This is a genomic window from Sutcliffiella rhizosphaerae (assembly GCF_917563925.1).
Classification (GTDB): domain Bacteria; phylum Bacillota; class Bacilli; order Bacillales; family Bacillaceae_I; genus Sutcliffiella_A; species Sutcliffiella_A rhizosphaerae.
Genome location: NZ_CAKJTJ010000002.1, coordinates 97913 through 110359 on the forward strand (window position 1 = coordinate 97913; position 12447 = coordinate 110359).

Here is a 12447-nt window from a genome sequence, read left to right on the forward strand (position 1 = left end):
TTTGTTATATTATCTTTTATTAAGAAATCTTCACCATTATCAATTAGGATGTAACCGTTTGTCAAACCAGAATATACTTTTTTAATTAATTTGCCCTTATAGAGACTAATGAAACATCTCCTCAATCCTTATGTATTATATGTAGACACAGTTTCTCTTTTATATACTAAAAAACAATAAAAAGGTACAATCAGCAATATCATTGTACCCTATAATAATATAGACATATATTATTTTGTAAAGTAAAAAACGAAAATTCTCCAAAAAACATTAGAATTTTGTCATGTTTGTGTAATTTTTTTCATCTTTTCTTCTCATCTATCCCTGGGAAGTTCCTCTAATATGTCCTGAGGATTTTCCACGAGTTTTGCACCTTGTTTTATCAATGCATTAGTCCCTCTAGATGTATCTGAATGAATGGAGCCTGGAATTGCGAACACTTCCCGCCCTTGCTCCAAAGCTTGATCTGCTGTAATTAGAGAGCCGCTTTTTTCTTTTGCTTCGATTACTATTACACCTTCACTTAATCCGCTAATTATGCGGTTTCTTTCAGGGAAATTCCATTTCTTTGGAGGCTCATACGGGGGGTATTCAGATATAAGGAGCTGGTGATGTGAAATCCACTCAGCAATGGGCTGATGTTCTTTTGGATAAATACAAAGAATACCACCTCCGAGGACCGCAATCGTGTTCCCTCCGTGCCTTATGGTTAATTTATGAGCATATATATCTACACCTCTCGCAAGTCCACTTACGATAACGAATGGCTCTATTAGCAAAGCAGGGAGCAGCTTTTCTAGAGATTGAGCCCCATATGATGTTATTCCTCTAGAACCAACCACTCCAAGCATTCTGTGTTTTAAGAGGGTTTTCTTTCCTTTTACAAATAAAACTAAAGGGGGATCAAAAATTTCTTTCAATAAAGGGGGATAATCTTCATCAAATATTGTGATGGATTGAATGTTATGTTCATGATATTTTTTTAGAAGGGTAGAAACTTGATTTGTTTGAAGGTAATGATGGATTGCTTGAGCTTTCTTCATTGAGGTTGGGGTTTGCTTCATGATTTCAGAAGGAGATTGATTGAAGATATTTTCTAAAGTGGGATCTTTCTGGAGCAAAATTCTTAATAATTGGGAGGAAATATGTGGGCAGTGATGCAGAATTAATAATCTATTTTTCAGCTTTTTCATATTTGGCATACACCTCATTTATTTAAATGAAATTGTAGATTGTTACTCAGTTTGCACAATGGACTAGTTTTCCCTGTTTTTTGAACACACATGGAGGGATAGTCTATAGACTATCCCTCTCAAAATAATATTAATGTGTTTTACACTTGTCGTAAATACCTTGTTCTTTAATCACTTTGATTAACGTTTCACCCATAACAGATGGAGTGTCAGCTACTTCAATGCCGCACTCATTCATCACACGGATTTTTTCGTCTGCAGTACCTTTACCACCGGAAATGATAGCACCAGCATGGCCCATACGCTTTCCTGGAGGTGCAGTGCGGCCGCCAATGAAGCCTACAACAGGTTTTTTCATGTTTTCTTTCACCCATAGTGCTGCTTCTTCTTCAGCTGTACCGCCAATTTCCCCAATCATAATAACCGCATAAGTATCTTCGTCTTCATTGAATGCTTTTAAAACATCAATAAAGTCTGTACCATTTACTGGGTCTCCACCGATACCTACAGCCGTTGATTGTCCAATTCCCTCTTGTGATAATTGATGAACTGCTTCATAAGTTAAAGTACCTGATCTGGAAACTACCCCAACATGTCCTTTAGTGTGGATGTAGCCAGGCATAATACCAATTTTGCACTCACCAGGAGTGATAACGCCAGGACAGTTAGGACCAACTAAACGTGTCTTTTTGCCTTCCATGTAGCGTTTTACTTTTACCATATCTAAAACTGGAATATGCTCAGTAATACAAATAGCAAGATCAAGCTCTGCATCCACAGCTTCCAAAATAGCATCTGCTGCAAATGGAGCTGGAACATAAATGACAGACGCATTTGCTCCTGTTGCTTTTACCGCTTCTTCCACTGTGTTAAATACAGGTACACCTTCTACTTCCGTACCGCCTTTACCTGGTGTAACCCCTCCAACGATTTGTGTACCATATTCAAGCATTTGCTTCGTATGGAATAACGCTGTGGAGCCAGTAATACCTTGTACAATAACTTTTGTATCTTTATTAACGAATACACTCATGAATGTCCCCTGCCTTTCTTATCCTACTTGCGCTACGATTTTTTGTGCACCATCGGCCATTGATTCTGCTGCAACGATATTTAATCCGGACTCATTTAAGATTTGTTTACCTAAATCAACATTAGTGCCCTCTAAACGAACAACCAATGGCACTTCAAGTCCGATTTGCTTTGCGGCTTCCACAACACCAGTTGCGATAATGTCACACTTCATAATTCCACCGAAAATATTTACGAAAATACCTTTTACACTATCATCGGATAGGATAATTTTGAAAGCTTCTGTTACTTTCTCAGCAGTTGCTCCGCCCCCAACATCAAGGAAATTGGCAGGGTCTCCACCGTAATGTTTGATAATATCCATCGTTGCCATAGCAAGTCCAGCACCATTTACCATACATCCAATATTTCCATCAAGGGAGATATAGCTTAAATCATATTTAGATGCTTCGATTTCTTTTGCATCTTCTTCTTCAAGATCACGATACTCAAGGACATCTTTTTGACGGTACAAAGCGTTTGAATCAAAATTCATTTTTGCATCAAGCGCCATTACTTTTCCATCACCAGTTACAACAAGTGGGTTAATTTCTGCAATAGAGCAATCCTTTTCCACAAATGCTGTATAAAGGCCCATCATGAACTTAACTGCTTGTCCAACTAATTCTTTTGGAATATTGATGTTGAATGCAACACGACGTGCTTGGAATCCCGTAAGACCTACAACTGGATCAATTACTTCTTTGAAGATTTTTTCTGGCGTTTCTTCTGCCACTTCTTCAATCTCCGTTCCGCCTTCTTCAGATGCCATTAAAACAACTCGTGAAGTCGCACGATCTAGAACTAATCCAATATAATATTCTTTCTTAATATCGCATCCCTCTTCAATAAGTAAGCGTTTTACTTCCTTACCTTCTGGACCTGTTTGATGTGTAATTAATGTTTTACCAAGAATTTCATTCGCATACTCACGAACTTCATCTATATTCTTGGCAACTTTAACTCCACCTGCTTTTCCACGCCCACCAGCGTGAATTTGTGCCTTCACAACACAAACTTCTGTTCCCAATTCTTTTGCCGCTTCTACCGCTTCTTCGACAGTAAATGCTACTCGGCCGTTTGGAACAGCTACCCCGTATTTTCTGAGGATCTCTTTTCCTTGATATTCATGGATATTCATTTCCCATCCTCCAATCTTATGTATAACAGAACATTATTTAAAAATAGACTGCGCTTTCATTTTATAAAATGCTACATGAATTGTCTACCTTTCTGGAAAAATATTATACTAAATTCAAAAAATTAATAGTTTCGTGTTCTAAATAAGCATCAAAATAGCTATTTTAAGGAAAATTACCGTATTATTTACTGATTATTCAATCTATTATCATTATGCCGGAAAACCTTCACGTGTGGATTTTCACATGTATTTTTGCTAACTTGGGATAAATTATTTATGCTGTTTCAAGTTTAGAGGCGTTTGCTTTTACATTGCGAAATTAAAAATAATTCACAAAGGTTGTGAGTTGTAGGTGTGCTGATTCAAGTGAATCATGATTATTTTTAAGGATTGAAACCGTATGCTTAGACTTGCTTGATGATTTTTTGCTGTTTTGAAGATCCAATCGGGGAGTTTCTTGACAATGCCTACCACTTTATCCCTTTCCGCAACTTAAAACATCGATTTTTGTACGAACAATTTCAATAACTCTTTGTGTTGTTCCTATACCATATTCGAAGTTTGCCATAAAAAAATAAAGTCAAATACTAGCTTTTCACTTTTTCAAACCCGCTTTCTCTCCTTCATGGAGTCTGTACACATGTGCTAAAATTTCCGCAATAACTTCATAGAGTTCCTCAGGAATAGATTCGTTTATTTCCATTTCCATTAATAACTCAAGTAATGCCGGATCTTCTTGGATTGGTATATCATTTTTTTGCGCCTCTTCCAAGATGTTTTCTGCAACGAGTCCTGCTCCTTTTGCATTAACAACTGGTGCATAAGATTTGTTCTTGTCATACTTTAGTGCAACCGCCTTTTTTCGTTTTCCCTCTGGATTTTTCATATTTTTATATCTAATCCTTTCTCTGGTGAAGTTAGAACAATGCGAAAAAAGTCCATCTCTGGGCTTGCTGTTTCTATTTCATTATTAAAATGAGCTTTCACAGAGCTTAGTGTGTACCCTTTGTCATTTAATGCTTTTTTTAGTGATGAGGTACTATTCTCCACCAAATTTTCTAGTGGTGGATAGGAGTGGTGGAAGGACAGATTTATCACCTTCTTTTGAATAAAAACATCAATCATTACTGTTGAGAATTTCGGTAAATCAAGTAACATTACAATTCTGCAATATTCAGGGTCTACTGTATTGTTCTTCTTTTTTGCACTTATATGAATATACCAATCTTTAGCCTCATCATCTAAAAGAATTGGTATCGGGATAAACAGCTGTTGAAGGTTTCCTTCTTCCCTAGATAACAGCTGAAAGCCAGTAATTTTTGATAACAATCCGTTAATGGTGGATTTTTCTTCGGCTGTTGTAACATGTTGTAAAAAATCCATAAGAAGGGGCTTTAACTGTTCTGGTTTAATAGTCGAAAGTGACTGACTTTGTCGTAATAATTCGCTTATTTTATTTTCATAGTCAAGACCTAAAAGAGTTACAGCTTTTTTTACTAACTGTAAGGTGGCTTCATTTTTCCCCAGGGTTGCAGTAGATTGTAATTGCTGTAATGTTTCTAACAGTTTTTCTTGTTTTGGTGTTGGGTTTTCCTGCTGTTGAAGTGATTGATATACTTTGTTGACCAAATCCATGGTTGATTTTTCTTCAAACAATCCAATAACTATTTTGGAAAGTGTGTTACCTTCGCCCGACATTCCACCTCTTTGAATTACTTGATTAACAAACTCGATAGCCACTTCTTTTTTTTGCTGAGGAAGTTTATCAATAGTAGTGGCTAGAGTAGAAAAAGCAGATGAATTAATTTTCTCAAAAGTTTTAATAGGACTTGTAGCCAATTGAATTAGTTCACTTGCTGATTTTGAATTGACATTTTTCACCGCATTCAGGTCATTATGGGGTTCCTTCGTACTATTTTCCCCTGCTTTTATTGGTGGTACAGATTGAATGGGAGTTAACACCGTTCCTCTTTCCTCTGCTGTCATTTTAAAGATGTATTCTTTCCCAATTTGAACATCTCCCGAGATAAAAGCTTTGGAAGTTGCCGCCCCTCGTTGAATAACAAATAGAGCATCCTCCATTTGAGCAATGATCTTTGCATGTATGTATGTATTCTGATTGCCCATTACATTTGTTGAACGGGAAGCACTTGTTTGCAACAATTGCCAAATGTTCATAGAATGCTCCTTTAATTAGTGACTTATCATATCTTTAACAGGTGAAAATGATTGGCGATGCTCTTCAGTAACCCCTACTTCCTGCAGGGCAATTAAATGTTCTTTTGTACCATACCCCATATTTTTCTCAAAACCATATTCAGGGTGTTTCTGGCCAAGATTTTTCATTAAGGTATCTCTTGTTTCTTTAGCAAGAACGGAGGCAGCAGCGATAGTAATACTTTTCGCATCTCCTTTTATGATGGAGGTTTGCGAAATTGAAATGTCTAACTTCATCGCATCAATCAATAAGTGATCAGGGGCAACACTCATTTTTTCAATTGCCTGTATCATGGCAAGTTTTGTTGCTTCATATATGTTTATCTGGTCTATTTGCTTTGGATCAATGATGCCAATACCATAGCTTAACGCATGTTTTACAATAAAGTGATAGAATTCTTTTCTTTTTTGTGGACTTAGTTTCTTTGAGTCTGTCAGACCGGGTAAATAAAAGTCTTTCGGTAAAATGACTGCCGCTGCCACTACAGGTCCTGCTAGTGGACCACGTCCAACTTCATCGACCCCAGCAATGTATTCATATCCTTGATCCCTGCTGTCTCTTTCATATTTTTGCATCTCTTGATGTTGCTTAAGCAATTGCTCTTCTAGTACTTTTTTTCTTTGCCATTTTTTGATAAGCGTTTGAACACCTTTACGTTCATCCTCTTTTATCAACCTGTATTCTTTTGTATTCAAATCTGTCAAATCATTCAATAGCTTCTCAATTTCTTTTATCGACTTTTTTTTCATTTTCTTTATCCCCCAATAATAAACCGCTTTGCTATTACAAAATGGTTCTAGTTATATTAGCTAGCACTTAAAGTCATATTCACTCTTTCCCTTTATGGCACTCTACAGCTGCCTTAGGCTATCGGGGATGATTGGGCAAGTAGAATTAATGAATCAATCGTAGTTTCTTAACTTGCTCATAAAAAAAAGCCCACTTTAGTGGCCTCCAAAGTGTAAACAAAGTATGCTTGCGATTGTTTACATTAGTGAAGGCTCACCTTTGCAAGCCTCTTATATGAGTGTTTCTGGACGTTCCAAACTTAATTTCCCAAGCTTTTCTTGTCTGATTTCACGGATGACAAGTTCAGCCGTTTTATCGTAATCAATCAGGCCACCACTCATCTTACAGCCTCGTCTAGAACCAATCGCATCGAACAAATCGACAATATCTTCTGGTATCTCTTCGAGTCCGTAACGGTCTTTCAAACGTTCTGGATAGGCTTCTGAAAGAAATCTAAGCGCAAAAACAGCAATATCTTGTAAATTTATGATAGTATCTTTTATGGCTCCTGTTGTTGCTAAACGGTAACCTACATCCTGATCTTCAAACTTCGGCCAAAGAATTCCTGGAGTATCCAGTAGCTCTAGTTCTTTCCCTACCTTAACCCATTGCTGAGCTTTCGTAACACCTGGTCGATCTCCTGTTTGGGCAATATTCTTTTTTGCTAGCCTATTGATAAGTGTGGATTTCCCGACATTTGGGATTCCAACTATCAATGCTCTAATGGCTCTTGGTCTAATTCCACGAGATTGCATTTTATCGAATTTTCCCTTTAAAAGTTCTTTTGATAGAGAACCGATTTGCTGTAGTCCTTTACCAGATTGGGAATCAATTGCGATCGCTTTGGTGGTAGTTCCTTCGAGGTTAAAGTAATCAAGCCATTCTCGAGTCACCTTTGCATCTGCCATATCCGCTTTGTTAAGTAAAATAATCCTTGGTTTATTAGATACTATTTCGTCTATCATTGGATTTCTTGATGAAACAGGGATTCGTGCATCAACCAATTCATATACGATATCTATTAGTTTTAGTTTTTCTGTTACCTGTCTCCGGGCTTTTGCCATATGCCCGGGAAACCATTGTATTGTCATCGATAAAGCCTCCTGAAAAAACTAAAAAGCTCAGTTACTGTACTTTTCTAATATCTGGCAATGGCCAGTATACTATATTGGTATTTCCTAATACTTCTTCTTGTGGGATGGTTCCGATATGACGGCTATCCTTACTTTGTCTACGATTGTCCCCCATAACGAATAGGTGACCTTCTGGTACTTCTTTATAGCCTGTCTTTTCTTCTAACGTAAAATCTTCTGTAAGAGTCCCGTCTAGATACTGTGCTTTATATTCATCTAGATATGGCTCCTCATATGCTTCTCCGTTAATATAAAGAACATCATCTTTATACTCCACTTCATCCCCTGGCAATCCGATGACACGTTTGATGTAATCCTTGTCAACCGTTGCGTGGAAAACCACAATATCAAATCGCTCAGGATCGCCGACTTTATACCCTATTTTGTTTACAATCATTCTGTCCTGATTGTGAAGGGTCGGCATCATGGAATCCCCATCTACCACAATTGGGGCAAAGAAGAAATAGCGTATTGCAGCCGCTAGTATGATTGCAATAGCCAAAGCCTTGATCCATTCCCAAATTTCATTTTTAGACCGAGCCATTACTGTTCCTCCACCATTATTTGATATGATTTTTCTCAAAAACAAAATATGTATTTTGAATTTCTTTTCTTTACAGCGTATTTATATTATATACTTTTCTTTATCTTTTTAGAAAGCAGAAGGGCTGCTTAAAGATTTTTTTGTTAAAAAAAGAGAGCTTGTCTCCAAGCTCCCCTTTCTATTATCGAATTTCTTTAATACGCGCTTTTTTACCACGTAATGCACGTAGATAGTAAAGTTTCGCACGACGTACTTTACCACGACGAATTACATCAATTCCCTCAATCTTTGGAGAATGAACAGGGAATGCACGCTCAACACCTACACCGTAAGAAATCTTACGAACTGTAAAGGTTTCACTGATACCGCCGCCACGACGTTTGATTACAACACCTTCAAACATCTGGATACGCTCACGAGTTCCCTCAACAACCTTAACGTGAACACGTACTGTGTCACCAGGACGGAAAGAAGGAAGATCAGTTTTCAACTGTTCTTGCGTAATTTCTTGAATTAATTTTTGCATAGTTTTCTACTCCTTTTCCACGGATGCTCATACCATTCTTGTTTTGATGCAGCGGAACATCGTTTTAAGACATAGCTATCGCTAAGTCACAAAGAGTATAATAGCATATTGATCCAATAAAATCAATATGTTTCCTCTTCTTTTTTAATCTCTGAAAGCCATTCCATTTGCTGTTCATTTAGAGAATAACCTTCTAAAAGATCAGGTCTTCTCCTAAAGGTCCTCCGCAAAGCTTCCTTGGTTCGCCACTCCTCAATATAAGCATGATTACCGGAAAGGAGCACGTCCGGAACCTTCATCCCGCGAAAGTCTGCAGGTCTAGTATAGTGAGGGTGCTCCAAAAGACCTGTACTGAAGCTATCCTGTTCATGTGAAGCTGCTTTTCCTAATACATCAGGCAACAATCTGACAACGCTATCCAATACAACCATAGAGGCTAGCTCCCCACCGGTAAGAACATAATCTCCTATAGAAATCTCATCTGTTACGATATGCTCTCTGATTCTCTCGTCATAGCCCTCATAATGTCCACAAATAAAAATTAGATGGTCCTCTGTTGCGAGTTCTTCTGCTTTTTTTTGGGTGTATCTTTCACCTTGAGGACACATAAGGATGACTCTTGGTTTTGTTTTAGTTTCATTTTTGCTAGTCATAGTCGTAACTGCGTCAAAGATAGGTTGCGGTTTCAGCACCATGCCTGCCCCACCGCCATAAGGATAATCATCCACCGTCTTATGCTTGTTATCTGCATACTCACGAAAATCTGTTACTTTATATGATACTGCACCTTTTTCAGAAGCTTTTTTCAGGATGGAAGTTTCTAATACACCTGTAAACATTTCTGGAAAAAGAGATAAAATATCAATTCTCATTTACAACAACCCCTCAAGCGGATCGATGATAATAGTTTTCTCTTTGATGTCTACTTTAATTACAACCGAGTCAATATAAGGAATTAATATATCTTTGCCCTTCTTTGCTTTTACAACCCACACATCATTAGCACCTGGGGTAAGGACTTCTTTTACGGTACCGATTTCCTCCATGTTTTCTTGGAGTAAAACTTTACAACCAACAATTTCGTGGAAGTAGTATTCTCCCTCTTCAAGTTCTTCTAGTTGGTCTTCTGGAACTTTTACAATCGCTCCTTTAAACTTCTCAACTTCATTAACGTTGTAGTATCCTTTGAATATTAATAAATCAAAAGATTTATGCACTCTTCTGGACTCCACCACTACTTCCACCGGTTCTTTTTCATTTGGCAAAAACAAATATAATCGATTACCTTTTTGATAGCGTTGTTCAGGGAAATCTGTTCTCGACACTACCCTAACTTCCCCTTTAATTCCATGAGTATTTACTAGCTTCCCAACATTAAACCATTTTGACATATCATACACCTCCAATAGTGACAACTCTATGTATCTATAGGTTACCCTAAGAGATGGACCTATAGTGATATTACGTAAACAATGAAAAAAGGGAAGCTAGATAGCCTCCCCTACTCCATAATCTCTAATTGCACTCGTTTATCTTCATGTGAGGCAGCAGCGAACAAAACCGTTCGAATTGCTTTAGCAATTCTTCCTTGCTTTCCAATCACTTTCCCTAAATCATCTTGATGCACAGTGAGTTGGTACGTGACAGCATGACCTGTTTCTTTTTCCGTAACCACCACATCTTCTGGATGATCTACCAACGACGTCACAATTGTTTGGATTAATTCTGTCATTTTGCCTCTTACTTGCCTAATTTAGCATTGTGGAATTTTTCCATAATACCTTCGTTAGAGAAAAGGTTACGAACTGTATCAGAAGGCTTCGCGCCATCTTGCAACCATTTCAATGCAAGCTCTTCATTGATTTTAACTTCAGCTGGTTGAGTTACTGGGTTGTAAGTTCCAACTGTTTCAATGAAACGTCCATCACGTGGAGAACGAGAATCAGCTACTACAATACGATAGAATGGGGATTTTTTTGAACCCATACGTTTTAAACGAATTTTTACTGCCATAATAAAATAGCACCTCCGAAAATATTTCACACAAGATAGTATAATATCAAGTAGTTTAAAGTTTGTAAAGTGTTTTTTCTTGTCACTTTAATTATTAGAGAAGAAATAACGATAATTGGATTACATAAAAGGAAATTTAAAGCCGCCTTTTTTGCCTTTTCCTTTTTGCATATTAGTCATTTGTTTCATCATTTTTTTCATCTCTTCGAATTGTTTAAGAAGACGGTTAACCTCTTGAATAGGTCGTCCGCTTCCTTTTGCTATCCGCTTTTTACGGCTAGCATTCATCAGATCAGGATTATCCCTTTCTGCTTTTGTCATGGATTGGATAATAGCTTCCACATGCCCTATTTGCTTATCATCGACTTGAACATTTTTCAAGCCCTTCATTTTGTTGGCTCCTGGGATCATACCTAGGATTTCGTCGAGCGGCCCCATATTCCTCACTTGACCCAACTGTTCCAAGAAATCATCAAAGGTAAAGCTCATAGTACGCAGTTTTTGTTCCAGCTCTTTTGCCTTCTCTTCATCTACATTTGTTTGAGCTTTTTCAATGAGTGTTAACACATCACCCATTCCTAAAATACGAGAAGCCATCCGTTCAGGGTGAAAAGGTTCAATGGCATCCATCTTTTCGCCCATCCCGATATACTTAATGGGAGTATTCGTTACGGATTTTACAGATAATGCTGCTCCACCACGGGTGTCACCGTCGAGTTTTGTTAATACAACACCAGTCAAACCAAGTTGTTCATTAAAACTTTGTGCGACATTAACAGCATCTTGCCCTGTCATGGCGTCCACCACAAGAAAGATTTCATCTGGTTTTGAGATCTCTTTTACTTGCTTCAGTTCGTCCATTAATTGCTCGTCTACGTGAAGGCGACCGGCAGTATCAATCAGCACATAATCGTGATGTTCGTCCTTCGCCATTTGGATAGCCTGTTTTGCAATTTCAACAGGACTGACCTGATCACCAAGAGAAAAAACAGGCATGCTTAACTGTTTCCCTAGTGTTTCAAGCTGCTTAATTGCTGCTGGTCGGTATATATCTGCTGCAACTAATAGCGGCTTTCTGTTATGTTTTTTACGCAAGAGGTTGGCAAGCTTTCCAGTTGTTGTCGTTTTACCTGCACCTTGTAATCCAACCATCATAATGACTGTTGGCGGGCGGTTACTGACTGCAATTTTGCTTTGTTCTCCACCCATCAGTTCGGTAAGTTCTTCTTTTACAACTTTAATAACTTGCTGGCCAGGTGTAAGACTTTTCATTACTTCTTGTCCTACTGCACGTTCATTGACGCGTTTGACAAAGTCTTTAACTACTTTGAAGTTTACGTCCGCTTCAAGTAAAGCTAGGCGAACTTCTCGCATCATTTCCTTAACGTCCTGCTCGCTAACCTTTCCTTTACCACGAATTTTCTGTATCGTATTTTGCAAACGGTCGGCTAAACCTTCAAATGCCATATTGTATGCCGCCCCCTAATCTAATTTCTCAAGCGACTGGATAAGGGTTATCAATATTGTATTGTCCCCTTTAATCTCTTTTTTCAGCTGATCAATTAAGCTTTGTCGCTCTTGAAACTTTTGAAATAACAAAAGCTTTTCCTCATATTGCTCAAGCATCTGTTCGGTACGTTTGATGTTATCATAGACTGCTTGACGACTAATGTTATATTCCTCTGCTATCTCACCAAGGGAGTGATCATCCAAGTAGTACAAAGACATATAGCTTCGTTGCTTTTCTGTTAACAACGACTGGTAGAAATCATAAAGATAGTTCATTCTCGTTGTTTTTTCAAGCATTTTTTTCACTCTC

The 12447-nt window shown here is 37.9% G+C and carries 15 protein-coding genes; all 15 read right to left on the reverse strand.

Translation table 11 applies throughout. From position 1 onward, the window contains the following. Positions 1–314: 314 nt before the first annotated feature. Positions 315–1193: a DNA-processing protein DprA gene (gene dprA / locus LRP81_RS02480; protein WP_230499660.1), complete on the reverse strand. Its 879-nt coding sequence runs from the start codon at positions 1191–1193 to the stop codon at positions 315–317. A gap of 130 nt (positions 1194–1323) precedes the next feature. Then, positions 1324–2226 carry a succinate--CoA ligase subunit alpha gene (gene sucD / locus LRP81_RS02485; RefSeq protein ID WP_230499661.1) on the reverse strand — a complete coding sequence of 301 codons (903 nt, stop codon included), beginning with the start codon at positions 2224–2226 and terminating at the stop codon, positions 1324–1326. An 18-nt stretch (positions 2227–2244) separates the two neighbouring features. Beyond that, positions 2245–3405 carry an ADP-forming succinate--CoA ligase subunit beta gene (sucC, locus tag LRP81_RS02490; RefSeq protein ID WP_230499662.1) on the reverse strand — a complete coding sequence of 387 codons (1161 nt, stop codon included), beginning with the start codon at positions 3403–3405 and terminating at the stop codon, positions 2245–2247. A gap of 595 nt (positions 3406–4000) precedes the next feature. Beyond that, positions 4001–4291, reverse strand: a complete 291-nt coding sequence (locus LRP81_RS02495) for an EscU/YscU/HrcU family type III secretion system export apparatus switch protein (RefSeq protein WP_230499663.1) — start codon at positions 4289–4291, stop codon at positions 4001–4003. After that, positions 4288–5583: a hypothetical protein gene (locus LRP81_RS02500; RefSeq protein WP_230499664.1), complete on the reverse strand. Its 1296-nt coding sequence runs from the start codon at positions 5581–5583 to the stop codon at positions 4288–4290. Before LRP81_RS02500 ends, LRP81_RS02495 begins: the two co-directional genes overlap by 4 nt. 15 nt (positions 5584–5598) lie before the next feature. Beyond that, positions 5599–6372, reverse strand: a complete 774-nt coding sequence (locus tag LRP81_RS02505) for a ribonuclease HII (RefSeq protein ID WP_230499665.1) — start codon at positions 6370–6372, stop codon at positions 5599–5601. Between the two features lie 270 nt (positions 6373–6642). Next, a complete protein-coding gene (gene ylqF, locus LRP81_RS02510; protein WP_230499666.1) occupies positions 6643–7503 on the reverse strand; it encodes a ribosome biogenesis GTPase YlqF in 861 nt (286 codons plus the stop codon). Between the two features lie 34 nt (positions 7504–7537). Then, positions 7538–8089: a signal peptidase I gene (lepB, locus tag LRP81_RS02515; RefSeq protein WP_230499667.1), complete on the reverse strand. Its 552-nt coding sequence runs from the start codon at positions 8087–8089 to the stop codon at positions 7538–7540. A 181-nt stretch (positions 8090–8270) separates the two neighbouring features. After that, complete coding sequence (gene rplS / locus LRP81_RS02520; RefSeq protein ID WP_230499668.1) at positions 8271–8615, reverse strand: 50S ribosomal protein L19; 345 nt, start codon at positions 8613–8615, stop codon at positions 8271–8273. 122 nt (positions 8616–8737) lie between these two features. Beyond that, positions 8738–9487: a tRNA (guanosine(37)-N1)-methyltransferase TrmD gene (gene trmD, locus LRP81_RS02525; RefSeq protein ID WP_230499669.1), complete on the reverse strand. Its 750-nt coding sequence runs from the start codon at positions 9485–9487 to the stop codon at positions 8738–8740. After that, entirely contained in the window at positions 9488–10006 is a 519-nt protein-coding gene (rimM, locus tag LRP81_RS02530; RefSeq protein ID WP_230499670.1) for a ribosome maturation factor RimM, read from the reverse strand. It lies immediately after the preceding gene. A 110-nt stretch (positions 10007–10116) separates the two neighbouring features. Beyond that, positions 10117–10347: a KH domain-containing protein gene (locus LRP81_RS02535; protein WP_230499671.1), complete on the reverse strand. Its 231-nt coding sequence runs from the start codon at positions 10345–10347 to the stop codon at positions 10117–10119. Between the two features lie 8 nt (positions 10348–10355). Further along, positions 10356–10628: a 30S ribosomal protein S16 gene (gene rpsP / locus LRP81_RS02540; RefSeq protein ID WP_230499672.1), complete on the reverse strand. Its 273-nt coding sequence runs from the start codon at positions 10626–10628 to the stop codon at positions 10356–10358. A gap of 120 nt (positions 10629–10748) precedes the next feature. Beyond that, on the reverse strand, positions 10749–12095 hold the full coding sequence (gene ffh, locus LRP81_RS02545; protein WP_230499673.1) for a signal recognition particle protein: 1347 nt from the start codon (positions 12093–12095) through the stop codon (positions 10749–10751). A 15-nt stretch (positions 12096–12110) separates the two neighbouring features. Beyond that, positions 12111–12434 (reverse strand): putative DNA-binding protein, encoded by a 324-nt coding sequence (locus tag LRP81_RS02550; RefSeq protein ID WP_230499674.1) that lies wholly within the window; start codon positions 12432–12434, stop codon positions 12111–12113. Between the last annotated feature and the right edge of the window lie 13 nt (positions 12435–12447).

Excerpts from the sequence above, each read along its gene's own strand:
- dprA (WP_230499660.1), bottom strand. The coding sequence starts at position 1,193 with ATGAAAAAGCTGAAAAATAGATTATTAATTCTGCATCACTGCCCACAT.
- sucD (WP_230499661.1), bottom strand. The coding sequence starts at position 2,226 with ATGAGTGTATTCGTTAATAAAGATACAAAAGTTATTGTACAAGGTATT.
- sucC (WP_230499662.1), bottom strand. The coding sequence starts at position 3,405 with ATGAATATCCATGAATATCAAGGAAAAGAGATCCTCAGAAAATACGGG.
- LRP81_RS02495 (WP_230499663.1), bottom strand. The coding sequence starts at position 4,291 with ATGAAAAATCCAGAGGGAAAACGAAAAAAGGCGGTTGCACTAAAGTAT.
- LRP81_RS02500 (WP_230499664.1), bottom strand. The coding sequence starts at position 5,583 with ATGAACATTTGGCAATTGTTGCAAACAAGTGCTTCCCGTTCAACAAAT.
- LRP81_RS02505 (WP_230499665.1), bottom strand. The coding sequence starts at position 6,372 with ATGAAAAAAAAGTCGATAAAAGAAATTGAGAAGCTATTGAATGATTTG.
- ylqF (WP_230499666.1), bottom strand. The coding sequence starts at position 7,503 with ATGACAATACAATGGTTTCCCGGGCATATGGCAAAAGCCCGGAGACAG.
- lepB (WP_230499667.1), bottom strand. The coding sequence starts at position 8,089 with ATGGCTCGGTCTAAAAATGAAATTTGGGAATGGATCAAGGCTTTGGCT.
- rplS (WP_230499668.1), bottom strand. The coding sequence starts at position 8,615 with ATGCAAAAATTAATTCAAGAAATTACGCAAGAACAGTTGAAAACTGAT.
- trmD (WP_230499669.1), bottom strand. The coding sequence starts at position 9,487 with ATGAGAATTGATATTTTATCTCTTTTTCCAGAAATGTTTACAGGTGTA.
- rimM (WP_230499670.1), bottom strand. The coding sequence starts at position 10,006 with ATGTCAAAATGGTTTAATGTTGGGAAGCTAGTAAATACTCATGGAATT.
- LRP81_RS02535 (WP_230499671.1), bottom strand. The coding sequence starts at position 10,347 with ATGACAGAATTAATCCAAACAATTGTGACGTCGTTGGTAGATCATCCA.
- rpsP (WP_230499672.1), bottom strand. The coding sequence starts at position 10,628 with ATGGCAGTAAAAATTCGTTTAAAACGTATGGGTTCAAAAAAATCCCCA.
- ffh (WP_230499673.1), bottom strand. The coding sequence starts at position 12,095 with ATGGCATTTGAAGGTTTAGCCGACCGTTTGCAAAATACGATACAGAAA.
- LRP81_RS02550 (WP_230499674.1), bottom strand. The coding sequence starts at position 12,434 with ATGCTTGAAAAAACAACGAGAATGAACTATCTTTATGATTTCTACCAG.